Genomic DNA, 20,625 nt, shown 5'->3' on the forward strand with positions numbered 1-20,625 from the left:
CTTGCGTAATGGAATGGCGGATAGGGCGAGCATCGGATCGTTGTCGGATCGTCTCCTGCCATGATCCGATGTCGGGCCGGTGGCAAGGCCCGTCATCAGCGGCAAGTTCACGTATCAATTGCGTCAATATAATTAGCATGCTACTAATTAGCCATGAATGAAATCGAACCCCTCCGGCGGCAGGTTACCGCCCAGCTTCTCAATGCCGGCCGTCAGTGGCGCCGCATCGCCGAGCGTGAGCTGGAAGTGCTTGGCATTTCGGAAGCGTGCGCCGCTCCGCTGGTGTGGACCGGGCGGCTGGGCGGTGGCGTCCGGCAGGTGACGCTCGCGGCCTATGTCGGGATCGAGGGGCCGTCGCTGGTGCGCCTGCTCGATCAGCTCGCGGCGTCCGATCTGATCGAGCGCCGGGACGACCCGACCGACCGCCGCGCCAAGACGATCTGGCTCACCCCGGCCGGGGAGCGGCTCGCCGCGCGCATCGAGGACCTGCTGAGCGGCGTGCGCGGTCAGGTTCTGGCTGAGGTGAGCCGTGACGATCTCGAAGTCACGTTGCGCGTGCTGAAGCTGTTCGATGCCGCGTCCGTCCGTTCGGCGGAGGAGGTGTCGGCGTGACACTCCCTTCACGGCGGGACTGGCTCTTCTCCGGGAAAGCCTTCCTCGCATCCATGCTGGCGCTCTACATCGCGCTGGCCTTCGACCTGCCGCGTCCCTACTGGGCGATGGCGGCGGTCTATGTCGTCGCCAATCCGCTTGCCGGCGCGACCAGCTCCAAGGGCCTTTACCGCGCCCTCGGCACGCTGATCGGCGCCAGCGCCGCCGTGCTCTTCGTGCCGGTCTTCGTCAACGCGCCCGAGCTGCTCAGTCTCGTCGTCGCGCTGTGGACCGGCTGCCTGCTCTACATCTCCATGCTCGACCGCACGCCGCGCAGCTACGTGTTCATGCTGGCCGGTTACAGCCTGCCGCTGATCGCCCTGCCGGAGGTCGGAACGCCGGCCAACATCTTCGACATCGCGCTGGCGCGCAGCGAGGAGATCATCATCGGCATCACCTGCGCCAGCGTGGTCGGCGCCGTGGTGTTCCCCACCAGCGTCGGCACGGCGCTTGCCGCCCGCATCGCCGGCTGGCTGGACGACGCCGCCTCCTGGGCCGGGGAGATCCTGCGCGGGGAGGGGGCGCTGCCGGTCACGCCGCTGCGCCGGCAGAAGCTCGCCGCCGACATCGCCGGCCTCGACCTGATCATCAGCCAGCTCTCCTACGATGCGGCGACGCGCGATGTCGTCGCCCATGCCCGCGAGCTGCGCGGGCGCCTGCTCATGTTGCTGCCGCTGCTTTCCTCGCTCGCCGACCGTCTCCATGCGCTGAAGGCGCAGGACGGGGAACTGCCGACCGATTTCGCGGCGGTGCTCGCCCGCGCCGCCGACTGGCTGGGACGAGGCCGCGACGCCGATCCGGCCGAGGCCGACGCGCTGATCGCGGCGATGAAGGCGCAGCGCCCGCAGGATCCCGGCGACTGGGACGAGCTCATCCGCGCCAGCGCCCTCGACCGGCTCGGCGAGATCGTCGCGCTGTGGAGCGACTGCCTGGTGCTGAAGGCCGACATTGAGCGCGGCCAGCATGCCGGCCCCTGGCGCCCGCGCTTCCGCCACCGCCGGGTGGTCGGCCCGGCCCGGCACTATGATTTCGGGCTGATGCTGTTCTCCGCCGCCTCCTGCGTGCTGGCGACGCTGGCCGCCTGCGCCTTCTGGATCGCCAGCGGCTGGACGAATGGCGGCACGGCGGTGATGATGAGCGCCGTCGCCTGCTCCTTCTTCGCCGCCATGGACCGGCCGGCGCCCTTCATCCGCACCATGGCGGTCTGGAGCGGCGTCAGCCTCATCGTCTCGGCCGTCTACCTGTTCGGCATCCTGCCGCTGGTGCACGATTTCGAGATGCTGGTGCTGGTGTTCGCGCCACCCTTCCTGCTGCTCGGCCTGATGATCCCGCGCCCGCAGCTCACCATGCTGGGCATGCTGGTGGCGGTGAACACCGCCTCCTTCGTTGCCATGCAGAACCGCTACAGCGTCGATTTTGCCACCTTCGCCAATGAGGGCTTCGCGGCGCTGGCGGGGCTGACCTTCGCCTTCGCCTGGACGGTGGCGACCCGCCCCTTCGGGGTGGAGATCGCCGCCCGCCGGCTCGCGCGGGCCGGTTGGGCGGACCTCGCCGAGACCGCCGCCGGCCGCAACCGCGACGATCACGAGCGCCTCGCCGGGCGCATGCTGGACCGGCTGGGCCAGCTCGTGCCGCGCCTCGCCGCCATCGAGGACCGCGAGCTCGCCAGGGTGGACGGCTTCGCGGAGGTGCGGGTCGGCTTCAACATCGTCGAGCTGCAGAAGATGCGCCGCGGCATGGGCTTCCCGGCGCGCGCGGCCGTCGATTCCGTGCTGGCGGGCGTCGCCGCGCTCTACCGCGAGCGCGCCGCCCGCCAGAGCCTGACCGCCCCGCCGGACGCGCTGTGCGACGGCATCGACGCCGCGCTCCGCCTCGCCGCGCGCGAGGAGGGGGCGGAGGGGCGGCGCACGCTCGACGCGCTCGTCGGGCTGCGGCGTGTCTTCTTCCCCGGCACGCCCGGCCCGGCCGGCGGCTTCGCCCCGCAGGAGCGGTTCCAGCCCGGGCGGTTCCAACCCATGCCGATGGCGGCGGAATAGTCCGATGTTCGGTGAGATCGATATTTACGGCGTCTACCTGCCGAACCTGCTGGCGCTGATGCTGGCGACGCTGCTGGTGAACCTCGCGGTGCGGCGGGTGCTCGCCTTTCTCGGCGCCTATGCCTTCGTCTGGCACCGCGGGCTGTTCGACGTCGCTCTCTATGTCGTCCTGCTGCAGGGCATGTCCCTGCTGTCCCAATGGTGGCTGTCATGACCTTTTCCCTTCGCGGCATGCTCCGCATCGGCGTCACGCTGGCGGTGGCGCTGGCCGCGTTCGGCGCCGGGCGCGAGCTCTGGGCGCATTACATGGACGAGCCCTGGACGCGCGACGCCAAGGTGCGCGCCGACATCGTCGGCGTGGCGCCGGATGTTTCCGGCTTCGTCAGCGAGGTGCTGGTGCGCGACAATGAGAGCGTGAAGGCCGGCGACGTGCTCTTCCGCATCGACCGCGCCCGCTTCTCCATCGCGCTGGAGCAGGCGGAGGCGGCGGTCGAGGGCCGCAAGGCGACGCTCGAACAGGCCCGGCGCGACCGGACGCGCTATGAGCAGCTCAAGGATGTCGTCTCGCAGCAGAAGACCGAGCAGGCGCGCATGGAGGAAGCCGAGGCCGAGGCCGGCTACCGGCAGGCGCTCGCCGACCGCGACCTTGCCCGGCTGAACCTCGAGCGCTCGGAGGTGAAGGCGCCGGTGAACGGCACCATCACCAATTTCAACCTGCGGCCGGGGGACTATCTCACCGCCGGCAAGGCCGAGGTGGCGCTGGTCGACCGGGATTCGCTGCGCGTCGAGGGCTATTTCGAGGAGACGAAGCTGGCGCGCATCCATGTCGGGGCGCCGGTGTCCATCCATCTGATGGGGCAGGCGACGCCGCTGGAAGGCCGGGTCGAGAGCATCGCGGCCGGCATCGAGGACCGCGAGCGTACCGTCGGCAACGGCCTGCTGGCCAACATCAATCCCACCTTCAGCTGGGTGCGCCTCGCCCAGCGCGTGCCGGTGCGCATCGCGCTCGGTACGATCCCCGAGGGCGTCACCCTCGTCGCCGGCCTCACGGCGACGGTGTCGGTCGGCCCGTAGGCGGCACCCCCAAGAGCGGGGCAGTCCTTCCGGCGCCGTTGTGCGGAGGATGCTTGGCGTGCGGGCGCGACTCGTGGCGAGATGACGGGCAGCGGCGGTGCTCTGGCGATACCGGGCCCGCTGCGGTCGTCGCTGTGGGGTTCCGGGCGAGGGGCTCTTGCGTCGGCCTCGATAGTTTGTTCTGTTATAACATATGACGAGGTGGCCGCTGCCCGCGGACCCTCAGCCGAGGAAAGCGCGCCCCATGAACCTTGAACCACTCGTTCAGGAGCCCTTGCACGAGCGGGCCTATACGGCGCTGCGCGGGGCGTTGCGCTCCGGGCGTTTCAAGCCCGGTCAGGCCATGACCATACGTGGCCTCGGCAAGGATCTCGGCATCTCCGCGACGCCGGTGCGCGAGGCGTTGCAGCGCCTCATCGCGGCGCAGGCGCTGCGGCTCCAGCCCAACCGCACCATCATCGTGCCGGTGCTGACGCGCAGCCGTTTCCAGGAAATCACCAAGGTCCGCGTGCGGCTGGAAGGGCTTGCCGCGCAGGAGGCGACGCCCCGGCTCACGAGTCGCGACATTGCCGAGCTCGAGGCGCTTTCGGCCGCCATGACGGCCGATATCGCCCAGAAGCGCTTCACGGATTATCTCGCCAACAATGAGCGCTTCCACTTCCTCATCTACGGTGCGTCCGGCATGGAATTCCTGTGGGAACTCATTGACTTGTGCTGGTTGCAGACCGGCCCATGGCTGAACGCGCTGGCGAGTGAGGGCCGCTTCCACGCCATCGCCAATACGGTGCATGACGAGATCATCACGCTGGCCTCGGCGGGCGACGCCGACGGCGTGCGCGAGGCGGTGCAGCGGGACATTCTCGAAGCGGCGCGCCTGCTGACCCGTTTTCTCGGCGACGACGACAAGGTGCCGATGGCCGAGGCCGTCTGAGGAATTCGAGGCAGCGGACATCGAAATTTCGCTTGCCAGCCGAAAATACGGCTTCTAGTGTTATAACATATAACAAGCTAAGCAGCGGAGGCGGACAGTGATCGGCGAGTCGCGCTGGGTGCAATGGGCATCCCATCTCATTCTGGGTGGGGCTTCGGCGGTGATCCTGCTGCCGCTGCTGTGGGTTCTGCGCACCTCCTTCGCCGACAAGGTGGTCGCCTATCAGATCCCGCCGGACCTGTTCTTCGCCCCCACGCTGGACAATTACCGCGAGGTGCTGCTGCGCTTCGATTTCGGCAGCTTCTTCCTGAACAGTCTGATCGTCGCGATGGCGACCACGCTGATCGCCCTCATGCTTGGCGCGCTCGCGGCCTACGCGATCGATCGCTTCCGCACCGGCGGGCCGGTCATGCCGCTCGCCATTCTGGCGACGCAGATGATGCCGCCGATCGTGCTGGTGATCCCGTTCTTCCTCATCTTCAAGCAGGTGGGGCTCGCCGACACCCATGTCGGCCTGATCATCACCTATCTGACCTTCAACCTGCCCTATGTCGTCTGGCTGATGATGAGCTTCTTCAAGCGCGTGCCGCGCGAGCTCGACGAGGCGGCGTTGATCGACGGGGCGGGGCCCTTCGGCGTGTTCTGGCGCATCGTCCTGCCGGCGGCGCTGCCCGGCATCGGCGCGGCCGGCGTGCTCTCCTTCGTGCTGTGCTGGAACGAGTTCCTCTTCGCGCTGATGCTGACGGGGCAGCAGACCAAGACCCTCCCGGTCGCCATCTCCAGCCTCGTCACCCAGCAGGGCACGGCCATCGGCGCGGTCTGCGCTTCCACCATGCTGGCGATCGCGCCCATGGTCCTCGTCTATTTCGCCATCCGCAAACTTCTGGTCGCCGGTCTCAGCCTCGGCGCGGTGAAGGGCTGAGCAACAAGCCGGGCGGCAAACGCCCGCAGTCGAACCATCCAGAAAAGGGAACTGTCATGACACGCGTGAAATTCGGCGGCTGTGCCGCCACGATCGCTCTCATGCTCGCCGCCGGGCCGGCCCTTGCCGCCAGCGACGTCTGCAAGGGCTCCGACATCAACATCCTGATGGAGACAGTGCCGGACACCGAGGCGCTGAGCAGCCTGAAGGGCGAGTTCGAGAAGGAATACGGCGCTAAGGTCAACATCGAGGCGGTCAACTACTCGCTGATGCACGAGAAGCTGGTGCCGAGCCTCACGGCGCCGACGTCGAGCTACGACGTGCTCGTCGTCGACAGCTACTGGGTCGGCGAGTTCAAGACCGCCGGCTGGATCAGGGATCTCGACGAGCTGATCGCCCGCGACAAGATCGACACCGGCATCTATTTCCCCGCGCTGATGGCGCTGAACGGCAAGGTGCAGGGCAAGACCTACATGCTGCCCTTCTGGCAGTACGCCATGGGCATCCTGTACCGGAAGGACATCGTCGAGGATCCGGCCTTCCAGGCGGCCTACAAGGCCGAGTTCAAGCGCGACTGGCGCCTGCCGACCACGCTGGAGGAGTTCTCCGAGGTGGTGAAGTGGGCCGGCAAGTACAAGGACATGCACGGCATCGCCATGGCCGCCCAGCGCGCCGACCCGGTGGTGATGGAGGCGACCAACTACCTCTTCGCCGAGGGCGGCGACTTCTACGACCGCACCACCTGGAAACCGACCATGGACAGCCCCGAGGCGACCAAGGCGGTGACGGTCTATGCGGACCTTCTGAAGACCGCCGCGCAGCCCGGCGCGCTCGGCGCGAACTTCGACGATGTCGCCAATACGCTCAAGCAGGGCAAGGCGATCTTCGCGATCAGCTACCTCTTCCTGTTCCCCACACTGGAAGACCCCAAGGACTCGACCGTGGTCGGCAAGATGGGCTTCGCGCCTGTGCCGGGCAAGGACAGCTTCCTCGGCGCCTGGGGCTGGGCCGTGCCGACCAACGCCAAGAACCCGGACTGCTCGTGGGAGTTCCTGAAGTGGGTCGAATCCAAGGACGTCGCCTACAAGCGCGCCCTTGCCGGTGGCCAGCCGACCCAGATGTGGATCTACGAGGACGCCGAGTTCCTGAAGAAGTGGCCGGCCATGTCGCAGGTGGGTACCGCCCTCGAACATTCGAAGGGCCTGCCGATCATGTCCCGCTCGACCCAGCTCGTGGAGACCTTCGCCGAGGTCATGGGCTCGGTGCTTGCCAACGGCGTCGCTCCGGCCACCGCGCTGGAGGAATCGCAGGACAAGTTCGGTCGCCTCGTGAAGGGCGATCCGCTCCTTAAGTGACCTGACCCTCGTACCGCAGCTTTCAGGGGCGCGATCCCATGACCCTCGTCGCAGCGACCGCCGGCATCACCCCCCGCCGGCACCGCAATCTCGCGCAGTACATCTTCGTGGCGCCAACCGTGATCGTGTTGGCGCTGGTCGTGGCCGCGCCCCTGATCTACTCGATCTATCTGAGCTTTCAGGAATACATCATCACCTACGGCATGGGCGACTTTGCCGGCCTCGGCAACTACATCGCCGTCCTGTCGGACGACTTCGCCAATGTCTCGTGGGTGACGCTCAAGCTCACGGCGCTGTGCGTGGCGATCGAGTTCATTGTCGCCTTCGGCCTCGCTTTGCTGCTCAACCAGCCGCATCTGCCCGGCCGCTCCTTCTATCTCCTCGTGCTGATGATCCCGGTGCTGATGACGCCGGTGGCCGTCGCGCTGATGTTCCGGCTGATGTTCAATCCAACTCTGGGCATCGTGAACTGGCTGATCGGGCTCGCCGGCATCCCACCGCAGGGCTGGTTCGGCGATCCCAACCTCGCGCTCGGCACCGTCGTGTTCGTCGATGTCTGGCACGAGACGTCGCTGATGCTGCTCATGCTCTATGCCGGCCTCAAGGCCATGCCGAGCGAGCCGGTGGAGGCCGCGCGCATCGACGGCGCCAGCCGCCTGCAGATCCTGCTCTACGTCACCTGGCCGCTGATGAAGCCGGTGATCATGGTGACGCTGCTCATCCGCATGATCGCGGCGCTGAAGAGCTACGACCTGATCTACATGCTGACCCAGGGCGGGCCGGGCAAGGCGACGGAGACCATCTCCTTCTACGCCTACCGCCTCGGCTTCCGCTTCCTCGACATCGGCCAGGCGGCCGCGGTCTCCTTCATCCTGCTGATCGTCGTCACCATCCTGACGCTGGTCCTGCTGCGGACCATGCGGGAGGCGTGAGATGAGCGAGGCTCCCAACAGTTCCAACCGCTGGCGCCGCTTCGGCGAGTGGGATTCCCGCCCGCTGCGCCAGGACCTGTTCGCGGCGGAAAACCCGGAGGCCGGCTTCTCGGTGTTCCGCAGCCCCCACGACCCCGCCCCCTCGCTCACCGTCGAGGGGGGCCGGGTGACAGGGATGGACGGCAAGGCGGCCGGCGACTTCGACATCATCGACGCCTTCATCGCCGCCCATCACATCGATCCCGCCATGGCCGCCGTCGCCATGGCGATGGACCCGGGCGAGATCGCCCGCAAGCTGGTGGACATCAACGTTCCCCGGCAGGAACTGGAGGCGCTCGCCCGCGGCCTGACGCCGGCGCGCCTCGCCGAAGTCGTGGGCCGGTTGTCGGCGCTCGAGATCGCCTTCGCCTATTCGAAGATGCGCCAGCGCCAGACCCCCGGCAACCAGGCCCACGTCACCAACGCCAAGGACGACCCGCTCCAGCTCGCCGCCGATTCCGCCACCGCCGTGGCGCTCGGCTTCGACGAGATCGAGACCACCATGCGCGTCGCCTCGAACGGCTGGGCCAACGCGCTCGCCTGCACGGTGGGCGCGGCGGTCGGGCGGGGAGGGGTGTTGTTCCAGTGCTCCATCGAGGAGGCGGAGGAGCTGCAGATCGGCCTCGCGGGCCTCGCCTCCTATGCCGAGACCGTCTCGGTCTACGGTACAGAGCGCGCCTTCATCGACGGCGACGACACACCCTGGTCCAAGGCGCTGCTCACCGCCGCCTATGCCTCGCGCGGCATCAAGGCGCGCTGCACCTCGGGCGCGGCGGCGGAACTGCTGATGGGTTTCCACGAGCAGCGCTCGCTGCTCTATCTCGAAGCGCGCTGCCTGTGTCTGCAGCGGGCGATGGGCGTGCAGGGCACGCAGAACGGCGGCATCGACGGTGCCCCGCTCACCGCCTCCATGGCCGGCGGCGTGCGCGAACTGATGGCGGAGAACCTCATCGCCGTCTGGCTCGGCCTCGAATGCGCCTCGGGCAACGACACCCGCACCAGCGAGTCGGAGATCCGCGTCGGCGCCAAGATCACGCCCTATCTGCTCGCCGGCTCGGACCTCATCTGCTCGGGCTTCGGCTCGGTGAAGAAGTACGACAATTCCTTCAACGCCTCGCTCTTCAACGGCGAGGAGATCGAGGACTATCTCGTCCTCCAGCGCGACTTTGAGACCGATGGCGGGCTCACCCCCGTCGACGAGGACCAGGTGCTCGGCCTGCGCGTGCGCGCCGTCGAGGCGCTGGCGGCGGTGATGGACGAGCTGGGCCTTGGCAAGGTCCCGCGCGAGCGGATCATGTCGGTGGTCTTCGCCTCCGGCTCGCAGGAGACCGAGAGCTTCACCGCCGGCGAGGTCACGCCGATCAGCGCGGCAATCAAGGCGCGCGGCATCACCGCCGTGGACGTGGTGCGCGCGCTGGCGGCGCGCGGCTATACCGAGGAGGCGGAGAACCTTCTCCTCATGCTGCGCCAGCGCATCTCCGGCGATTATCTCCAGACCTCCGCCATCGTGCGCGACGGACGCGTCATCAGCGCCGTCAACGATCCCAACGAATATCACGGCCCGGGCACCGGCTACCGCATGCCGGAGGCGCGCTGGCAGGCGGTGCAGGGCATCCGCAACGTGCTGACGCGTGACCGCGTGCTGGCGGTGGAGGATATCGGCGAGGCCGGCGAGTCCGACTGGCTGCTCCCCAGGGGGGAGGCGGTGCGGGGCACGGCGCCGCACGAGGTGGTCATCGGCGTCAGTCCCGGCTTCGGCCGCCAGCTTCACCGCACCACGGCCGGCCATAGGCTGGAGGAGGTCGTCGCGGCCCTCGTCGGCGGTATCGAGGCGGGCGGCGGCACGGCGCGCATCGTGCGCATGCTGCACACGGCGGACACGTCTTTTCTCGGCCTCGCTGCCGCGCGGCTCTCGGGCTCGGGCTACGGCATCGGCATCCAGGCCAAGGGCACCACGGTGCTGCATCAGGCCGACCGCATGCCGCACCTCAATGTCGAGCTGTTCTCCAATGCCCCGCTGACCGGCCTCGATCATTACCGGGCGCTCGGCCGCAACGCGGCCCTCTACACCCATGGCGAGGCGCCCGAGCCGGTGGTCGTGCCGGTGCAGGGCGAGGCTCTGGGCGCCCGCTTCCATGTGCGCGTGGCGCTGCTTTATGCCATCGAGACCGCCCTGACCGACCCCGCCGCCACGCCGGTCGAGCTCGACTATCGGCCTCCGGCCGGCGCCGACAGGAGTGACCGCCCATGAGCGACGTCGATCTCTATCCCGTCGCCGAGAAGGCGCCGGAACAGGTGAGGACGCCGACCGGCAAGCCGCTCTCCGCGCTGACGCTGGAAGCGGTCATGTCCGGCGAGGTGGACGCGCGGGACGTGGCGATCACGCCCGAGGCGCTTTTGCTTCAGGCGCGGATCGCCCGTGCCGCCGGGAGGGTGACGCTGGCGGAGAATTTCGAGCGCGCGGCGGATCTCGTGCGCGTTCCGCAGGACCTCATCCTCGACACCTACGAGCTGCTGCGGCCGGGCCGCGCGCGCGACGCGCAGCAGCTTCTCGACCGGGCGGCGCAGCTGCGCCGCGACTATGGCGCCGAGCGCGTCGCCGCCCTGATCGAGGAAGCCGCGGCTGTCTACACGCGCCGCGGGCTTTTCGTGAAACGTTATTGAGCAGGGAGCACTGGCCTTGGCAGGCGTAACGATACGGCAAGTCTCCAAGCATTTCGGACCCGTCCGGGTGCTGGATGGGCTGGACCTCGAGATCAATGACGGCGAATTCGTCGTGCTGGTCGGCCCCTCGGGCTGCGGCAAGACCACCCTGCTGCGCATGATCGCGGGGCTGGAGTCGGTCTCCGGCGGGCAGATCATGATCGGCGAACGCGACGTCACCTGGGTCGCTCCGAAGGACCGTGACATCGCCATGGTGTTCCAGTCCTACGCGCTCTATCCGCATATGAGCGCGTCGGAGAACATGTCCTTCGGCCTGAAGCTCAGCAAGACGCCCAAGGGCGAGATCGAGAGCCGCGTCGCCGAGGCGGCGCGCATGCTGAAGATCGAACACCTTCTGGAGCGCAAGCCGCGCGAGCTTTCCGGCGGCCAGCGCCAGCGCGTCGCCATGGGCCGCGCCATCGTGCGCCGGCCGGCGCTGTATCTCTTCGACGAGCCGCTTTCGAACCTCGACGCCCAGCTCCGCACCAGCATGCGCACCGAGATCAAGCGCATGCACCTCGCGGAGAAGAAGACGGTCGTCTACGTCACCCACGATCAGATCGAGGCGCTAACGCTGGCGGACCGCATCGTGGCGATGAACAGAGGCGAGATCCAGCAGATCGGCTCGCCGGACGATCTCTACAACCGCCCGTCCTCGGTCTTCGTCGCCTCCTTCATCGGCTCGCCGTCGATGAGTTTCCTGCGTGGCAACCTCGTCGATGGCGGCCGGGTCGCGCTGGAAGGCGTCGCCACACCCCTGCCGCTGCCGCCGGCCTTTTCCGGGCTTGCGGCGCAGGCCGGCACGCCGGTCCTGCTGGGCTTGCGGCCGGAGGCTTTCGCCTACGCGCCCGAAGGCACGGGCTTCTCCATTGACGTGCAGGTGAACGTGGTCGAGCCCTGCGGCGCGGAGGTCTATGTGATCGGCGAGGTGGCGGGGCAGGAAATCACCGCCCGCTGCGTGCCCGGCCGGGTGCCGCCGCTTGGCGCGGCCGCGCGCTTCGAGATCGCGCTCGACCAGATCCACCTCTTCGACGCGGCAACGGAATGGAGCCTGCGGCCATGACGAGCCTCCTTGAGAACCGCATCGCCATCGTCACCGCCGCCGGGTCCGGCATCGGCCGCGCCGTCGCCGCGGCCATGGCGCGCGAGGGCGCGGTGGTGATCGCCACGGACCGCGATGGCGCCGCCGCCGCCGAAAGCGCGCGTTTGGCCGGCGGCAAGGCCGTGGCGGCGACGCTGGACGTCGCGGACGAGGCCGCCATCGCCGCGCTGATCGAGAACGTCCACGCCAAATACGGGCGCATCGACATCCTCCACAACCATGCCGGCCTGCAGGTGGCCGGCGGGCTGGAGGAGATCGATGGCGGTCAGCTCGACCGCTCCTGGGCGATCAACGTCCACGCGCAGTTCGCCGCCTGCCGTGCGGTGATGCCGATCATGAAGCAGCAGGGCGGGGGCGTGATCCTGAACACCGCCTCCAATGCCGGCGTGTTCCTCGACAAGGGCATGCTCGCCTACATCACCACCAAATCGGCGGTGATCACCATGACCAAGCAGATCGCGCTCGACTATGCGCGTTTCGGCATCCGTGTGAACGCCATCTGTCCCGGCTGGGTGGATACCGCCTTCAACGATCCCTACACCGCCCAGCTCGGCGGGCGCGGGGCGCTGGAGAAGGTGGTGTCCGGCATGGTGCCCATGGGGCGCTTCGGCCAGCCCGGGGAGATCGCCGAGGCGGCGGTGTTCCTCGTCTCCGACCGTTCCTCCTACATCACCGGCCATGCGCTGGTGATCGATGGCGGCGAATGCCTGGCGGGCGGTGCCAACTCCACCCCCTGATCCGGCAGTGCATGTTGCGAGTGTCTCCTATGTCCCATGTCCTGACGACCGCCCCCGCGGCGGGTTCGCTGGCGACCCCTTCGCCCTCGCTCACGCCGTCCGAGGTCGAGCGCGTCGTGCTCGACCACTACGGGCTGGCGGGCGAGGCGCGCCTGCTCACCTCCGAGCGCGACCAGAATTTCCGCTTCACCACGCCGGCGGGCGAATCCTTCGTGGTCAAGGTCACGAACCCCGCCGAGGACCGGCTGGTGACGGATTTCCAGACCAAGGCGATGCTCCACATCGAGGCGCGCGATCCCACGCTGCCGGTGCCCTGCATCCGGCGCACCCTGCTGGACGAGCCGGCCTTCGTGTTGCAGGCGGATGGGCTCTCCATGGTGGTCCGCATGATCACCTGGCTCGACGGCGTGCCGTTGCATCAGGTGGAGCGCTCCAGCGGCCAGCGACGGGCGCTGGGCGCGCAGCTCGCCCGGCTCGGCCTGGCGCTGGCGGATTTCCGCCATCCGGCGGCCGACCATTTCCTGCAATGGGACATCAAGCACGCCGCCGGCCTGCGCCCGCTGCTCTCCCATATCGAGGACGACCGGCGCCGGGGTCTCGCCACCGCCTTCCTCGACCGCTTCGATGCCGTGGCGGCGCCGGTGCTGCCGACGCTGCGCGGCCAGATCGTCCATAACGACCTGAATCCCTACAACGTGCTGGTGGCGGCCGACGACCACGACCGCATCACCGGCATCTTCGACTTCGGCGATCTCGTCGAGACGGCGCTGGTCAACGACGTTGCGGTGGCCGCGAGCTACCAGATCTCGCCCGCCGGCGATCCGTTCGACGGGGTGGTCGAGTTCGTCTCGGCCTATTGCTCCGTCCGGCCGCTGGAAGAGCGGGAGATCGCGCTCCTGTTCGACCTGATCGCGGCGCGCATGCTCACCACGGTGGCGATCACCAACTGGCGGGCGCTGCGCTACCCGGAGAACCGCAGCTACATCCTGCGCAACAGCCCTTCCGCGTGGGACGGGCTGGAGCGCTTCGCCGTCCTCGACCCCGGCAAGGTCCGGGATCGCCTCGCCGCCGCCTGTCTGGGGAACTGACGATGTCCATGGTCAACGCCTTCGATCCCGATGCCGATACGGGTCTGTCGTCCGATGAGCGGGAACTGGTCCGGCGCCGCGAGAAGCTGCTCGGCCCGGCCTACCGGCTGTTCTACCAGAAGCCGGTGCATCTGGTGCGTGGCGAAGGGGTGTGGCTCTACGATCCGGCGGGCGAACGCTACCTCGATGTGTACAACAACGTCGCCTCGGTAGGTCATTGTAATCCAAGGGTTGTCGAGGCGCTGACACGGCAGGCGTCGACGCTCAACACCCACACGCGCTACCTGCATGAGACCATCCTCACCTACGCCGAACGCCTACAAAAAAAAGTGCCGGGTGAGCTTGGGCATATCATGTTCACCTGCACCGGCTCGGAGGCGAACGACCTCGCTCTGCGCGTCACCCGCGCCTATACGGGCCGGCGGGGGATGATCGTGACGAAGCTCGCCTATCACGGGCTGACCTGCGCGGTGTCCGAACTCTCGCCCTCGCTCGGCGAGTATGTGGAGCGTGGGCCGCATGTGCGCCTTGTTCCGCCCCCGGACAGCTATCGGGGCGAGGGCGATGTCGGGAAGGCGTTCGCGACCGGCGTGCGCGCGGCCATTGCCGACATGCGCGCCAACGGCATCGAGCCGGCGGCGCTGCTGGTCGACACCATCTTCTCCTCGGATGGCGTCTTTGCCGATCCGCCCGGCTTCCTGCGCGAGGCGGTAGAGGTGATCCGCGCCGCGGGTGGACTCTTCATCGCCGACGAGGTGCAGCCGGGTTTCGGCCGTGTCGGCCCCGATTTCTGGGGCTTCGCGCGCCATGGGCTCGTGCCGGACATGGTGACGGTCGGCAAGCCGATGGGGAATGGGCACCCGATGGCCGGCGTGTTCATGAAGCCGCATCTGGTCGAGGAGTTCGGCCGCAAGGCCCGATACTTCAACACGTTCGGCGGCAATCCGGTGGCCTGCGCCGTCGGGCTCGCGGTGCTCGACGTGATCGAGGGCGAAGGACTTCCCGAACGGGCGCGCGACGTCGGTGACTATATGCGTGCCGGCCTGCGTGATCTCGCTTCCCGCTACGAGGCGATCGGCGATGTGCGCGGCGCCGGCCAGTTCACCGGCCTCGAACTGGTCGAGGACCGCGCCAGCAAGGCACCGGCCGCGGCGCTGACCACCCGGATCGTGAACGGCCTGCGCGAGCGTCATGTGCTGATCAGCGCCACCGGACCGGGCGCCAACATCCTGAAGATCCGCCCGCCGCTGGTCTTCACCCGGGAGCACGCGGATATCTTCCTCGACCGCATGGCCGACGTGTTGAAGGCGTCCGTCTAAGGGCTTCAGGACGGGCGCGAAAGCGCGCCCGTCAGCCGCGCAGACTGCGATAGGCGGACTGCAGCGTCTCGAAGGCGGTGAAGCGGCGCTCGTGCCAGGCGTGGGTCTCCGCGTTTGGCGGATAGACGACCTCGATTTCCGACATGGCCGACATCGCCGCGTCGAAGCACTCGTAGCGGCCGGCGGCGACCGCGCCGAGCACGGCGGAGCCGAGCAGAACCGGCTCGGGTGCGCTGACGGCGGCAATGTTCACCTTCGCCGCATCGGCCAGCACCTGACGTACCAGCGCGCTCTGGCCGGCGCCGCCGGAGACGACGACCGTTCCAGTTCTCACACCCTTCGCCGCCTGTGCGTCGAGGATCTGCCGCAGGCCGTAGCCGATACCGGCGAGGCCGGCCATGTAGAGCCCGACGAGGCTGCCGAGGCTTTCGTCCATGTCGAGGCCGGCGACGATGCCGCGTGCCAGATGGTCGGCGAAGGGAGCGCGGTTGCCGAGGAATTCGGGAACCACGTGCAGGGTGCCGACAAGCTTCTCGATAGCCGCCGCACCGCCCGCCGCCTCGGCCTGATTGGCAAGCCATACATTGAGGTTCAGACCTTCGGCTTTCGCCAGTTCCGCCGCCTGAGGCGCGGCAGGATGCAGGCGCACGAGGCGGTCGATAGCGGCGCCGGCCGCCGACTGGCCGCCCTCGTTCAGCCAGAAGCCCGGCACCATGGCCGAGCGATACGGGCCCCACACGCCCGGTACGAAGGCGGGTTCCGTGGTGGTGAGCAGGGTGCAGGCCGAGGTGCCGAACACATAGGCCATGCGGTCCAGAACGCCGCCATCCCCGCCGCGCGCCCCGACCGTGCCGATGCCGCCGGCATGCGCGTCGATCAGGCCCGCCGCGACGGCGGTGCCGGGCAGGAGGCCCAGTTCCTCGGCGGCCTTCGCCGTCAGTCCGCTGCCGAGCGGGGTGCCGGCGGCGACGATTTGCGTGCCGATCCGCGCGAAGCCTTCATCGGCGAGCGCGCCAAGCCCGACGCGGCGGAAATAGCTCTCGTCCCAACGCTGCTCATGGGCGAGATAGGTCCATTTGCAGGTGACGGTGCAGACCGAGCGGGCGAGGCTGCCGCTGGCCTTCCAGGTGAGGAAGTCGGCGAGATCGAGAAACTGCCACGCGCCCCTGAAGCTTTCCGGCAGTTCCTCGCTCAGCCAGAGCAGCTTCGGCGTCTCCATCTCGGGAGAGATGGTGCCACCGACATAATCGAGCACCGGGCTGCCCAGCGCGTTGATGCGGTCGGCCTGGCCGGTGGCGCGATGGTCCATCCACACGATGATGTTGCGTGCGGGGTCGCCATGGCGGCCGACGGGGATCGGGCGGCCTTCGGCGCCCAGCACGACGAGCGAGCAGGTGGCGTCGAAGCCGATGCCCTTCACATCTGCCGCCGTGATGCCGGCGCGGGAGACCGCTTCCCGCACCGTCGCGCAGACGCCGGCCCAGATATCGTCGCTCGACTGCTCGACGACATCGCCCTGTTCCTTCCAGATACGGATGTCCCGCTTGGCGACGGCGAGCTGCTTGCCGTCCCCGTCGAAGATGCCGGCCCGCACGCTGCCCGTGCCGACGTCGATTCCCGCGAAGCATCCGCTCATCGTCAGAGGTCCGTTCCGTTCGGCAGTATCACCAGATCGCGAATGGTGACGTTGCGCGGCCGGGTGAGCATGAAGATCACGCTGTCCGCCACTTCCTTTGCTTCCATCAGCGCGCCGGATGCAAGAGCCTCGTCCAGCTTGGCCTGCGGCCAGTCCTTGATGAGAGCGGTGACGACCGGCCCGGGAAGCACGGCGCCGACGCGCACACCGTGCTTCGCCACCTGACGGCGCACGGTGTGGACGAAGGCCTGCACGGCGAATTTCGAGGCGGTGTAGATCGGCTCCCACACCACTGGCACGACGCCGGCGATGGAAGAGGTGAAGATCACGTCGCCCGTCTTCCGCTCCACCATATGCGGCAGCACCGCCTGTACGGTGCGGAAGGCGGCGTTGACGTTGAGGTTCAGCACCCGATCCCACACGTCCGGGTCGCCTTCGACGGCATCGCCGCCGATATAAGCGCCGGCATTGGCGTGGAAGATGTCGAGCTGCCCGCACGTGGCGAGGATCTGCGGAACCATCGTCGCGACGCTCGCCGGATCGAGCAGGTCGACGACCACTGGCACGGCTCTCTCGCCCAGATCGGCGCAGATGGTCTCCAGCGCGTCCGCGGCGCGGTCGACGAGGACGACGGTGGCGCCTTCCTCAAGCATGGCGCGGGCGCATTCGAGGCCGATGCCCGACGCGGCGCCGGTGATGGCGGCAACCTTGCCCTCAAGCCGGTTTCCCATGTGAAACTCCGAATGGGGTTGGTGTGGAAGCGCTGGAAGCTGTTCTTTCCCTCTTCCCATTGGGGAGAGGTGGCCCGCGAAGCGGGTCGGCGAGGGGCTCTAACGATTGCGGAGCGTTGCGCCCCCTCATCCAACCCTCTCCCCGACGGGGAGAGGGAATTTGAGGCGCTCAGCCGCGCAGGCGGATCTGCAGCTTGACGTCGGTCGCCAGGCCCTTGGCCGCCCGGTCGAAGGCATCGATGCTGCGTGCGAAGTCGAAGGTCTCGGAGATCAGGGGCTTGAGGTCGACCTTGCCCGACGCGATGAGGTTCACCGCGCGGTCGAAATTGTTGGCGTAGCGGAAGACGGTCTCGATCCGCGCTTCCTTGATGATCGCCGCCGCGACGTCGAACTTCGTCGTCTCGACCGGCATGCCGATGAGAACCAGCGTACCGCCGGGGCGGACAATGTCGAAGATGCCCTCATAGGCGCGCGGGCTGCCGCTGGCTTCGAACACCACATCCGCGCCCCAGCCTTCGGTCTCGCGGGCGATGACCTCGGCGAGCGGGGTCTCGGTGATGTTCACCGGGTGGATGCCGGGATACTGGCCGGCGATAGCGAGCTTCGGCGCGCTGAGATCGGAGATGTAGACGCGCGAGCAGCCGCCAGCGAGCGCGGCCAGTGCCGTCATGATGCCGATGGGGCCGCAGCCGATCACCACGGCGACATCGCCGGGGGTGATGCGCGCGCGCGTCGCCGCCTGCAGGCCGACCGCGAAGGGCTCGACCATCGCGCCTTCGGCGAAGGAAACGTTGTCCGGCAACTTGTAGGTGAAGGCGGCGGGATGGACGACCTCGGGGGTGAGCACGCCGTGCACGGGCGGCGTCGCCCAGAAGCGCACGTCCGGATCGACATTGTAGATGCCGAGCTTGGTGGCGCGCGAATTCATGTTCGGCACGCCCGGTTCCATGCAGACCCGGTCGCCGACCTTGAGGTTCTTCACATTGGTTCCCACCGCCACGATGGTGCCGGCGGCCTCGTGGCCCAGCACCATCGGCTCGCGCACCACGAAGGAGCCGATGGCGCCGTGGGTGTAGTAGTGGACGTCGCTGCCGCAGACGCCGACCGTGTCGATGGCGATCTTCACGTCGTCCGGGCCGACCTCCAGCGGGAGGTCGATGTCACGAAGGGAAAGCTCGCCCTTCTTTTCGAGAACCAGTGCCTGCACCATGGGGCTTGTCCTGTTGGAGCTGCCGTCGTCGGAATCGTTCAGAGAGCGAGGCCGGCGGCGTCGAAGAGATAGATGTGGCGCGGGTCGATGCCGAGATTGAGGACATCGCCCGGCTTGAGATCGGGCCGGCCGGCGGTGAGCGCGATGATCGGCTCACCCTCCGAACGGGCATAGAGCTGCGTCGAGCCGCCGAGGCTCTCGGCAAAATCGAGCGTGAGCGACAGGACGGGGGTGGCGGCGTTGACCGAGAGATGCTCGGGGCGCAGGCCGACGATGACCGTCTCGCCTGTCTTCACGCGCGCGGCCGACGGCGTCTTCACGGTCAGCTTGCCGCCGGCGAAGGTCGGGTGCTCCAGCAACAGGCTGTCGCCGGCGGCGGAGGCGACCTTGGCATTGACGAAGTTCATCTTCGGCGAGCCGATGAAGCCGGCGACGAAGGTGTTGGCGGGATTGTCATAGAGCTCGGTCGGCGAGCCGATCTGCTCGACGAGGCCGGCACGCAGCACCACGATCCGGTCGGCGAGCGTCATCGCCTCCACCTGATCATGCGTGACGTAAACCATGGTGGCGCCGAGGCTGCGGTGCAGCTTGGCGATCTCGACGCGCATCTGCGAACGCAGTTCTGCGTCGAGGTTCGACAGCGGCTCGTCGAACAGGAAGAGCTTGGGGTGGCGCACGATGGAGCGACCGATGGCGACGCGCTGGCGCTGGCCGCCGGAAAGGGCGCGCGGCTTACGGTCGAGCAGGGCCTCGAGCTGGAGGATGCGGGCGGCCTCCGTCACCTGGGCCTTGATCTCGGCCTCGGGCTTCTTGGCCATGCGTAGGCCGAAAGCCATATTCTCGAACACGCTCATGTGCGGATAGAGCGCATAGGACTGGAAGACCATGGAGACCTCGCGCTTGGCGGGCTCCTCATATGTCACGTCCCGATCGTCGATGTAGAGCTCGCCCGAACTGACGTCCTCCAGCCCGGCGATCATGCGCAGCAGCGTGGACTTGCCGCAGCCGGAAGGACCGACGAACACCACGAACTCGCCTTTCGTCGCGGCAAAGCTCACGCCCTTGATGACGGGCGTGTCACCGTAGTTCTTCCGGATGTTGTCCAGTCGCAAGAAAGTCATCGGCTCAAAACTCCAGATTGGGCCAGCACCGGCATGCCGGGGCGCCGTCCGTCAGCTCTCCAGCAGAGCGGCGGCGCATCGCTCGTCCGTCACAAATCGCTTCACATATCCCGCCCGGAGGATCGCCCGGACGATCGGCACCTTGTAGAGACCGCCCGAGGCGAGGATCGAATAGCGCACCGATGTCAGCTCGTGGGGGGCGAGCGACAGCACGCGTTCGTTGAGCGGATGCTCCACCGGTCGGCCGTCGGCATCGAGAAACACGCCGAGCAGATCGCCCACCGCACCCGCCGCGCGCAGGCTTTCGAGGCTTTCAGCTACCGTCTGCGTCTGCACCAGCAGCGAGCGGGTCGTCATGTCGCCGCAGGAGAGCAGCGCCACGTCCACCGTGCGTGCCCGGCGCATGGTCTCGCTGATGCCGTGGTGGGAGAGCAGCATGGTGAGGCTCTCCGGCGTCGGGAAATACAGTGGGGCGGCGAGGTAGTAGCATTCGGCGGAGATGGCGCGGGCGTAGCCGGTCGCCACCTCGAAGGTGCTCGACCCCGAGCCGCGCGTGAGCCCGCCCATGACCGACGTCACCCAGCTCCGGGGCATGGGACGAGCAGTAATCCGCTTGAGTCCGGCGGCAAGGGTCTTGCCCCAGCCGACGCCGAGGCCCATGCCGTCCTCCAGCAGGCGATCCAGCACCGCGCCGGCGGCCTCGCCAATGACGCGCTGCTGCTCCGCCTCATCCGGCAGGGCCGGGACGACCGTCGCCTCGTCGAGGCCGTAGCGTTCCTTCAGGCGCTGCTCGGCTTCGATGCAGTCCGCCATCGGCAGGCGGATATCGATGAAGACCGAGCCGTCGGTGCGAACCTGCCCGAGGATCTTGTTGATCCGCAGCCGGGTGAGGCCGAGCTGGTCGGCGATCTCCTGCTGCGTGAGGCCGCCGATGAAGTACAGCCAGGCGACGCGCGCACGGATCTGGGCGGCCTCGATCTCCTGAGACCCCGCCAGTCTTCCACGTTCACGCATGCCGCTGCCGTTCATCGTGCTTCT

Annotated in this window: 19 protein-coding genes; 14 read left to right on the top strand and 5 right to left on the bottom strand. The window is 68.0% G+C overall.

Features of this window, described 5'->3' with window-relative positions; genetic code table 11:
* The first annotated feature begins 153 nt into the window (after positions 1-153).
* The 14 genes from FO470_RS08145 (at position 154) to FO470_RS08210 (ending at position 14,889) form a co-directional block, all read left to right on the top strand.
* Positions 154-612: a MarR family winged helix-turn-helix transcriptional regulator gene (locus FO470_RS08145; protein ID WP_144342444.1), complete on the top strand. Its 459-nt coding sequence runs from the start codon at positions 154-156 to the stop codon at positions 610-612.
* Positions 609-2,687, top strand: coding sequence for an FUSC family protein (locus FO470_RS08150; protein ID WP_144342445.1), 2,079 nt, complete (start codon positions 609-611; stop codon positions 2,685-2,687). Before FO470_RS08145 ends, FO470_RS08150 begins: the two co-directional genes overlap by 4 nt.
* 4 nt (positions 2,688-2,691) lie before the next feature.
* Positions 2,692-2,901 carry a DUF1656 domain-containing protein gene (locus FO470_RS08155; protein WP_144342446.1) on the top strand — a complete coding sequence of 70 codons (210 nt, stop codon included), beginning with the start codon at positions 2,692-2,694 and terminating at the stop codon, positions 2,899-2,901.
* Positions 2,898-3,761, top strand: a complete 864-nt coding sequence (locus tag FO470_RS08160; RefSeq protein ID WP_144342447.1) for an efflux RND transporter periplasmic adaptor subunit — start codon at positions 2,898-2,900, stop codon at positions 3,759-3,761. Before FO470_RS08155 ends, FO470_RS08160 begins: the two co-directional genes overlap by 4 nt.
* Positions 3,762-4,005: 244 nt before the next feature.
* Complete coding sequence (locus FO470_RS08165; RefSeq protein ID WP_159598516.1) at positions 4,006-4,692, top strand: GntR family transcriptional regulator; 687 nt, start codon at positions 4,006-4,008, stop codon at positions 4,690-4,692.
* 97 nt (positions 4,693-4,789) lie between these two features.
* A complete protein-coding gene (locus tag FO470_RS08170) occupies positions 4,790-5,614 on the top strand; it encodes a carbohydrate ABC transporter permease (RefSeq protein WP_144342449.1) in 825 nt (274 codons plus the stop codon).
* 56 nt (positions 5,615-5,670) lie between these two features.
* Positions 5,671-6,969, top strand: a complete 1,299-nt coding sequence (locus FO470_RS08175) for an extracellular solute-binding protein (RefSeq protein ID WP_144342450.1) — start codon at positions 5,671-5,673, stop codon at positions 6,967-6,969.
* Between the two features lie 38 nt (positions 6,970-7,007).
* The gene (locus FO470_RS08180; protein ID WP_144342451.1) at positions 7,008-7,901 is read left to right on the top strand and encodes a carbohydrate ABC transporter permease; all 894 of its coding nucleotides are present in this window, start codon (positions 7,008-7,010) and stop codon (positions 7,899-7,901) included.
* 1 nt (position 7,902) lies between these two features.
* Positions 7,903-10,191: a propanediol/glycerol family dehydratase large subunit gene (locus FO470_RS08185; protein ID WP_144342452.1), complete on the top strand. Its 2,289-nt coding sequence runs from the start codon at positions 7,903-7,905 to the stop codon at positions 10,189-10,191.
* Entirely contained in the window at positions 10,188-10,604 is a 417-nt protein-coding gene (locus FO470_RS08190; RefSeq protein WP_144342453.1) for a diol dehydratase small subunit, read from the top strand. The genes FO470_RS08185 and FO470_RS08190 overlap by 4 nt, the downstream gene beginning before the upstream one ends.
* Positions 10,605-10,620: 16 nt before the next feature.
* Entirely contained in the window at positions 10,621-11,706 is a 1,086-nt protein-coding gene (locus tag FO470_RS08195; protein WP_144342454.1) for an ABC transporter ATP-binding protein, read from the top strand.
* Positions 11,703-12,482: an SDR family NAD(P)-dependent oxidoreductase gene (locus tag FO470_RS08200; RefSeq protein WP_144342455.1), complete on the top strand. Its 780-nt coding sequence runs from the start codon at positions 11,703-11,705 to the stop codon at positions 12,480-12,482. The genes FO470_RS08195 and FO470_RS08200 overlap by 4 nt, the downstream gene beginning before the upstream one ends.
* Positions 12,483-12,511: 29 nt before the next feature.
* A complete protein-coding gene (locus tag FO470_RS08205; RefSeq protein ID WP_159598510.1) occupies positions 12,512-13,570 on the top strand; it encodes a phosphotransferase in 1,059 nt (352 codons plus the stop codon).
* Positions 13,571-13,572: 2 nt separating this feature from the next.
* Positions 13,573-14,889: an aspartate aminotransferase family protein gene (locus FO470_RS08210; protein WP_144342457.1), complete on the top strand. Its 1,317-nt coding sequence runs from the start codon at positions 13,573-13,575 to the stop codon at positions 14,887-14,889.
* A 31-nt stretch (positions 14,890-14,920) separates the two neighbouring features.
* Here FO470_RS08210 and FO470_RS08215 read toward each other — a convergent pair whose 3' ends face one another.
* The 5 genes from FO470_RS08215 to FO470_RS08235 form a co-directional block, all read right to left on the bottom strand.
* On the bottom strand, positions 14,921-16,525 hold the full coding sequence (locus FO470_RS08215; protein WP_144342458.1) for an FGGY-family carbohydrate kinase: 1,605 nt from the start codon (positions 16,523-16,525) through the stop codon (positions 14,921-14,923).
* Positions 16,526-16,527: 2 nt separating this feature from the next.
* Complete coding sequence (locus tag FO470_RS08220) at positions 16,528-17,256, bottom strand: SDR family oxidoreductase (protein ID WP_144342459.1); 729 nt, start codon at positions 17,254-17,256, stop codon at positions 16,528-16,530.
* Positions 17,257-17,425: 169 nt separating this feature from the next.
* Complete coding sequence (locus FO470_RS08225; protein ID WP_186291906.1) at positions 17,426-18,463, bottom strand: NAD(P)-dependent alcohol dehydrogenase; 1,038 nt, start codon at positions 18,461-18,463, stop codon at positions 17,426-17,428.
* Positions 18,464-18,504: 41 nt separating this feature from the next.
* Positions 18,505-19,587: an ABC transporter ATP-binding protein gene (locus tag FO470_RS08230; protein WP_144342462.1), complete on the bottom strand. Its 1,083-nt coding sequence runs from the start codon at positions 19,585-19,587 to the stop codon at positions 18,505-18,507.
* Between the two features lie 51 nt (positions 19,588-19,638).
* Entirely contained in the window at positions 19,639-20,616 is a 978-nt protein-coding gene (locus FO470_RS08235) for a sugar-binding transcriptional regulator (RefSeq protein WP_144342463.1), read from the bottom strand.
* Positions 20,617-20,625 lie beyond the last annotated feature (9 nt).

This window comes from Ancylobacter moscoviensis (genome assembly GCF_007559435.1).
Classification (GTDB): Bacteria; Pseudomonadota; Alphaproteobacteria; order Rhizobiales; family Xanthobacteraceae; genus Ancylobacter; species Ancylobacter moscoviensis.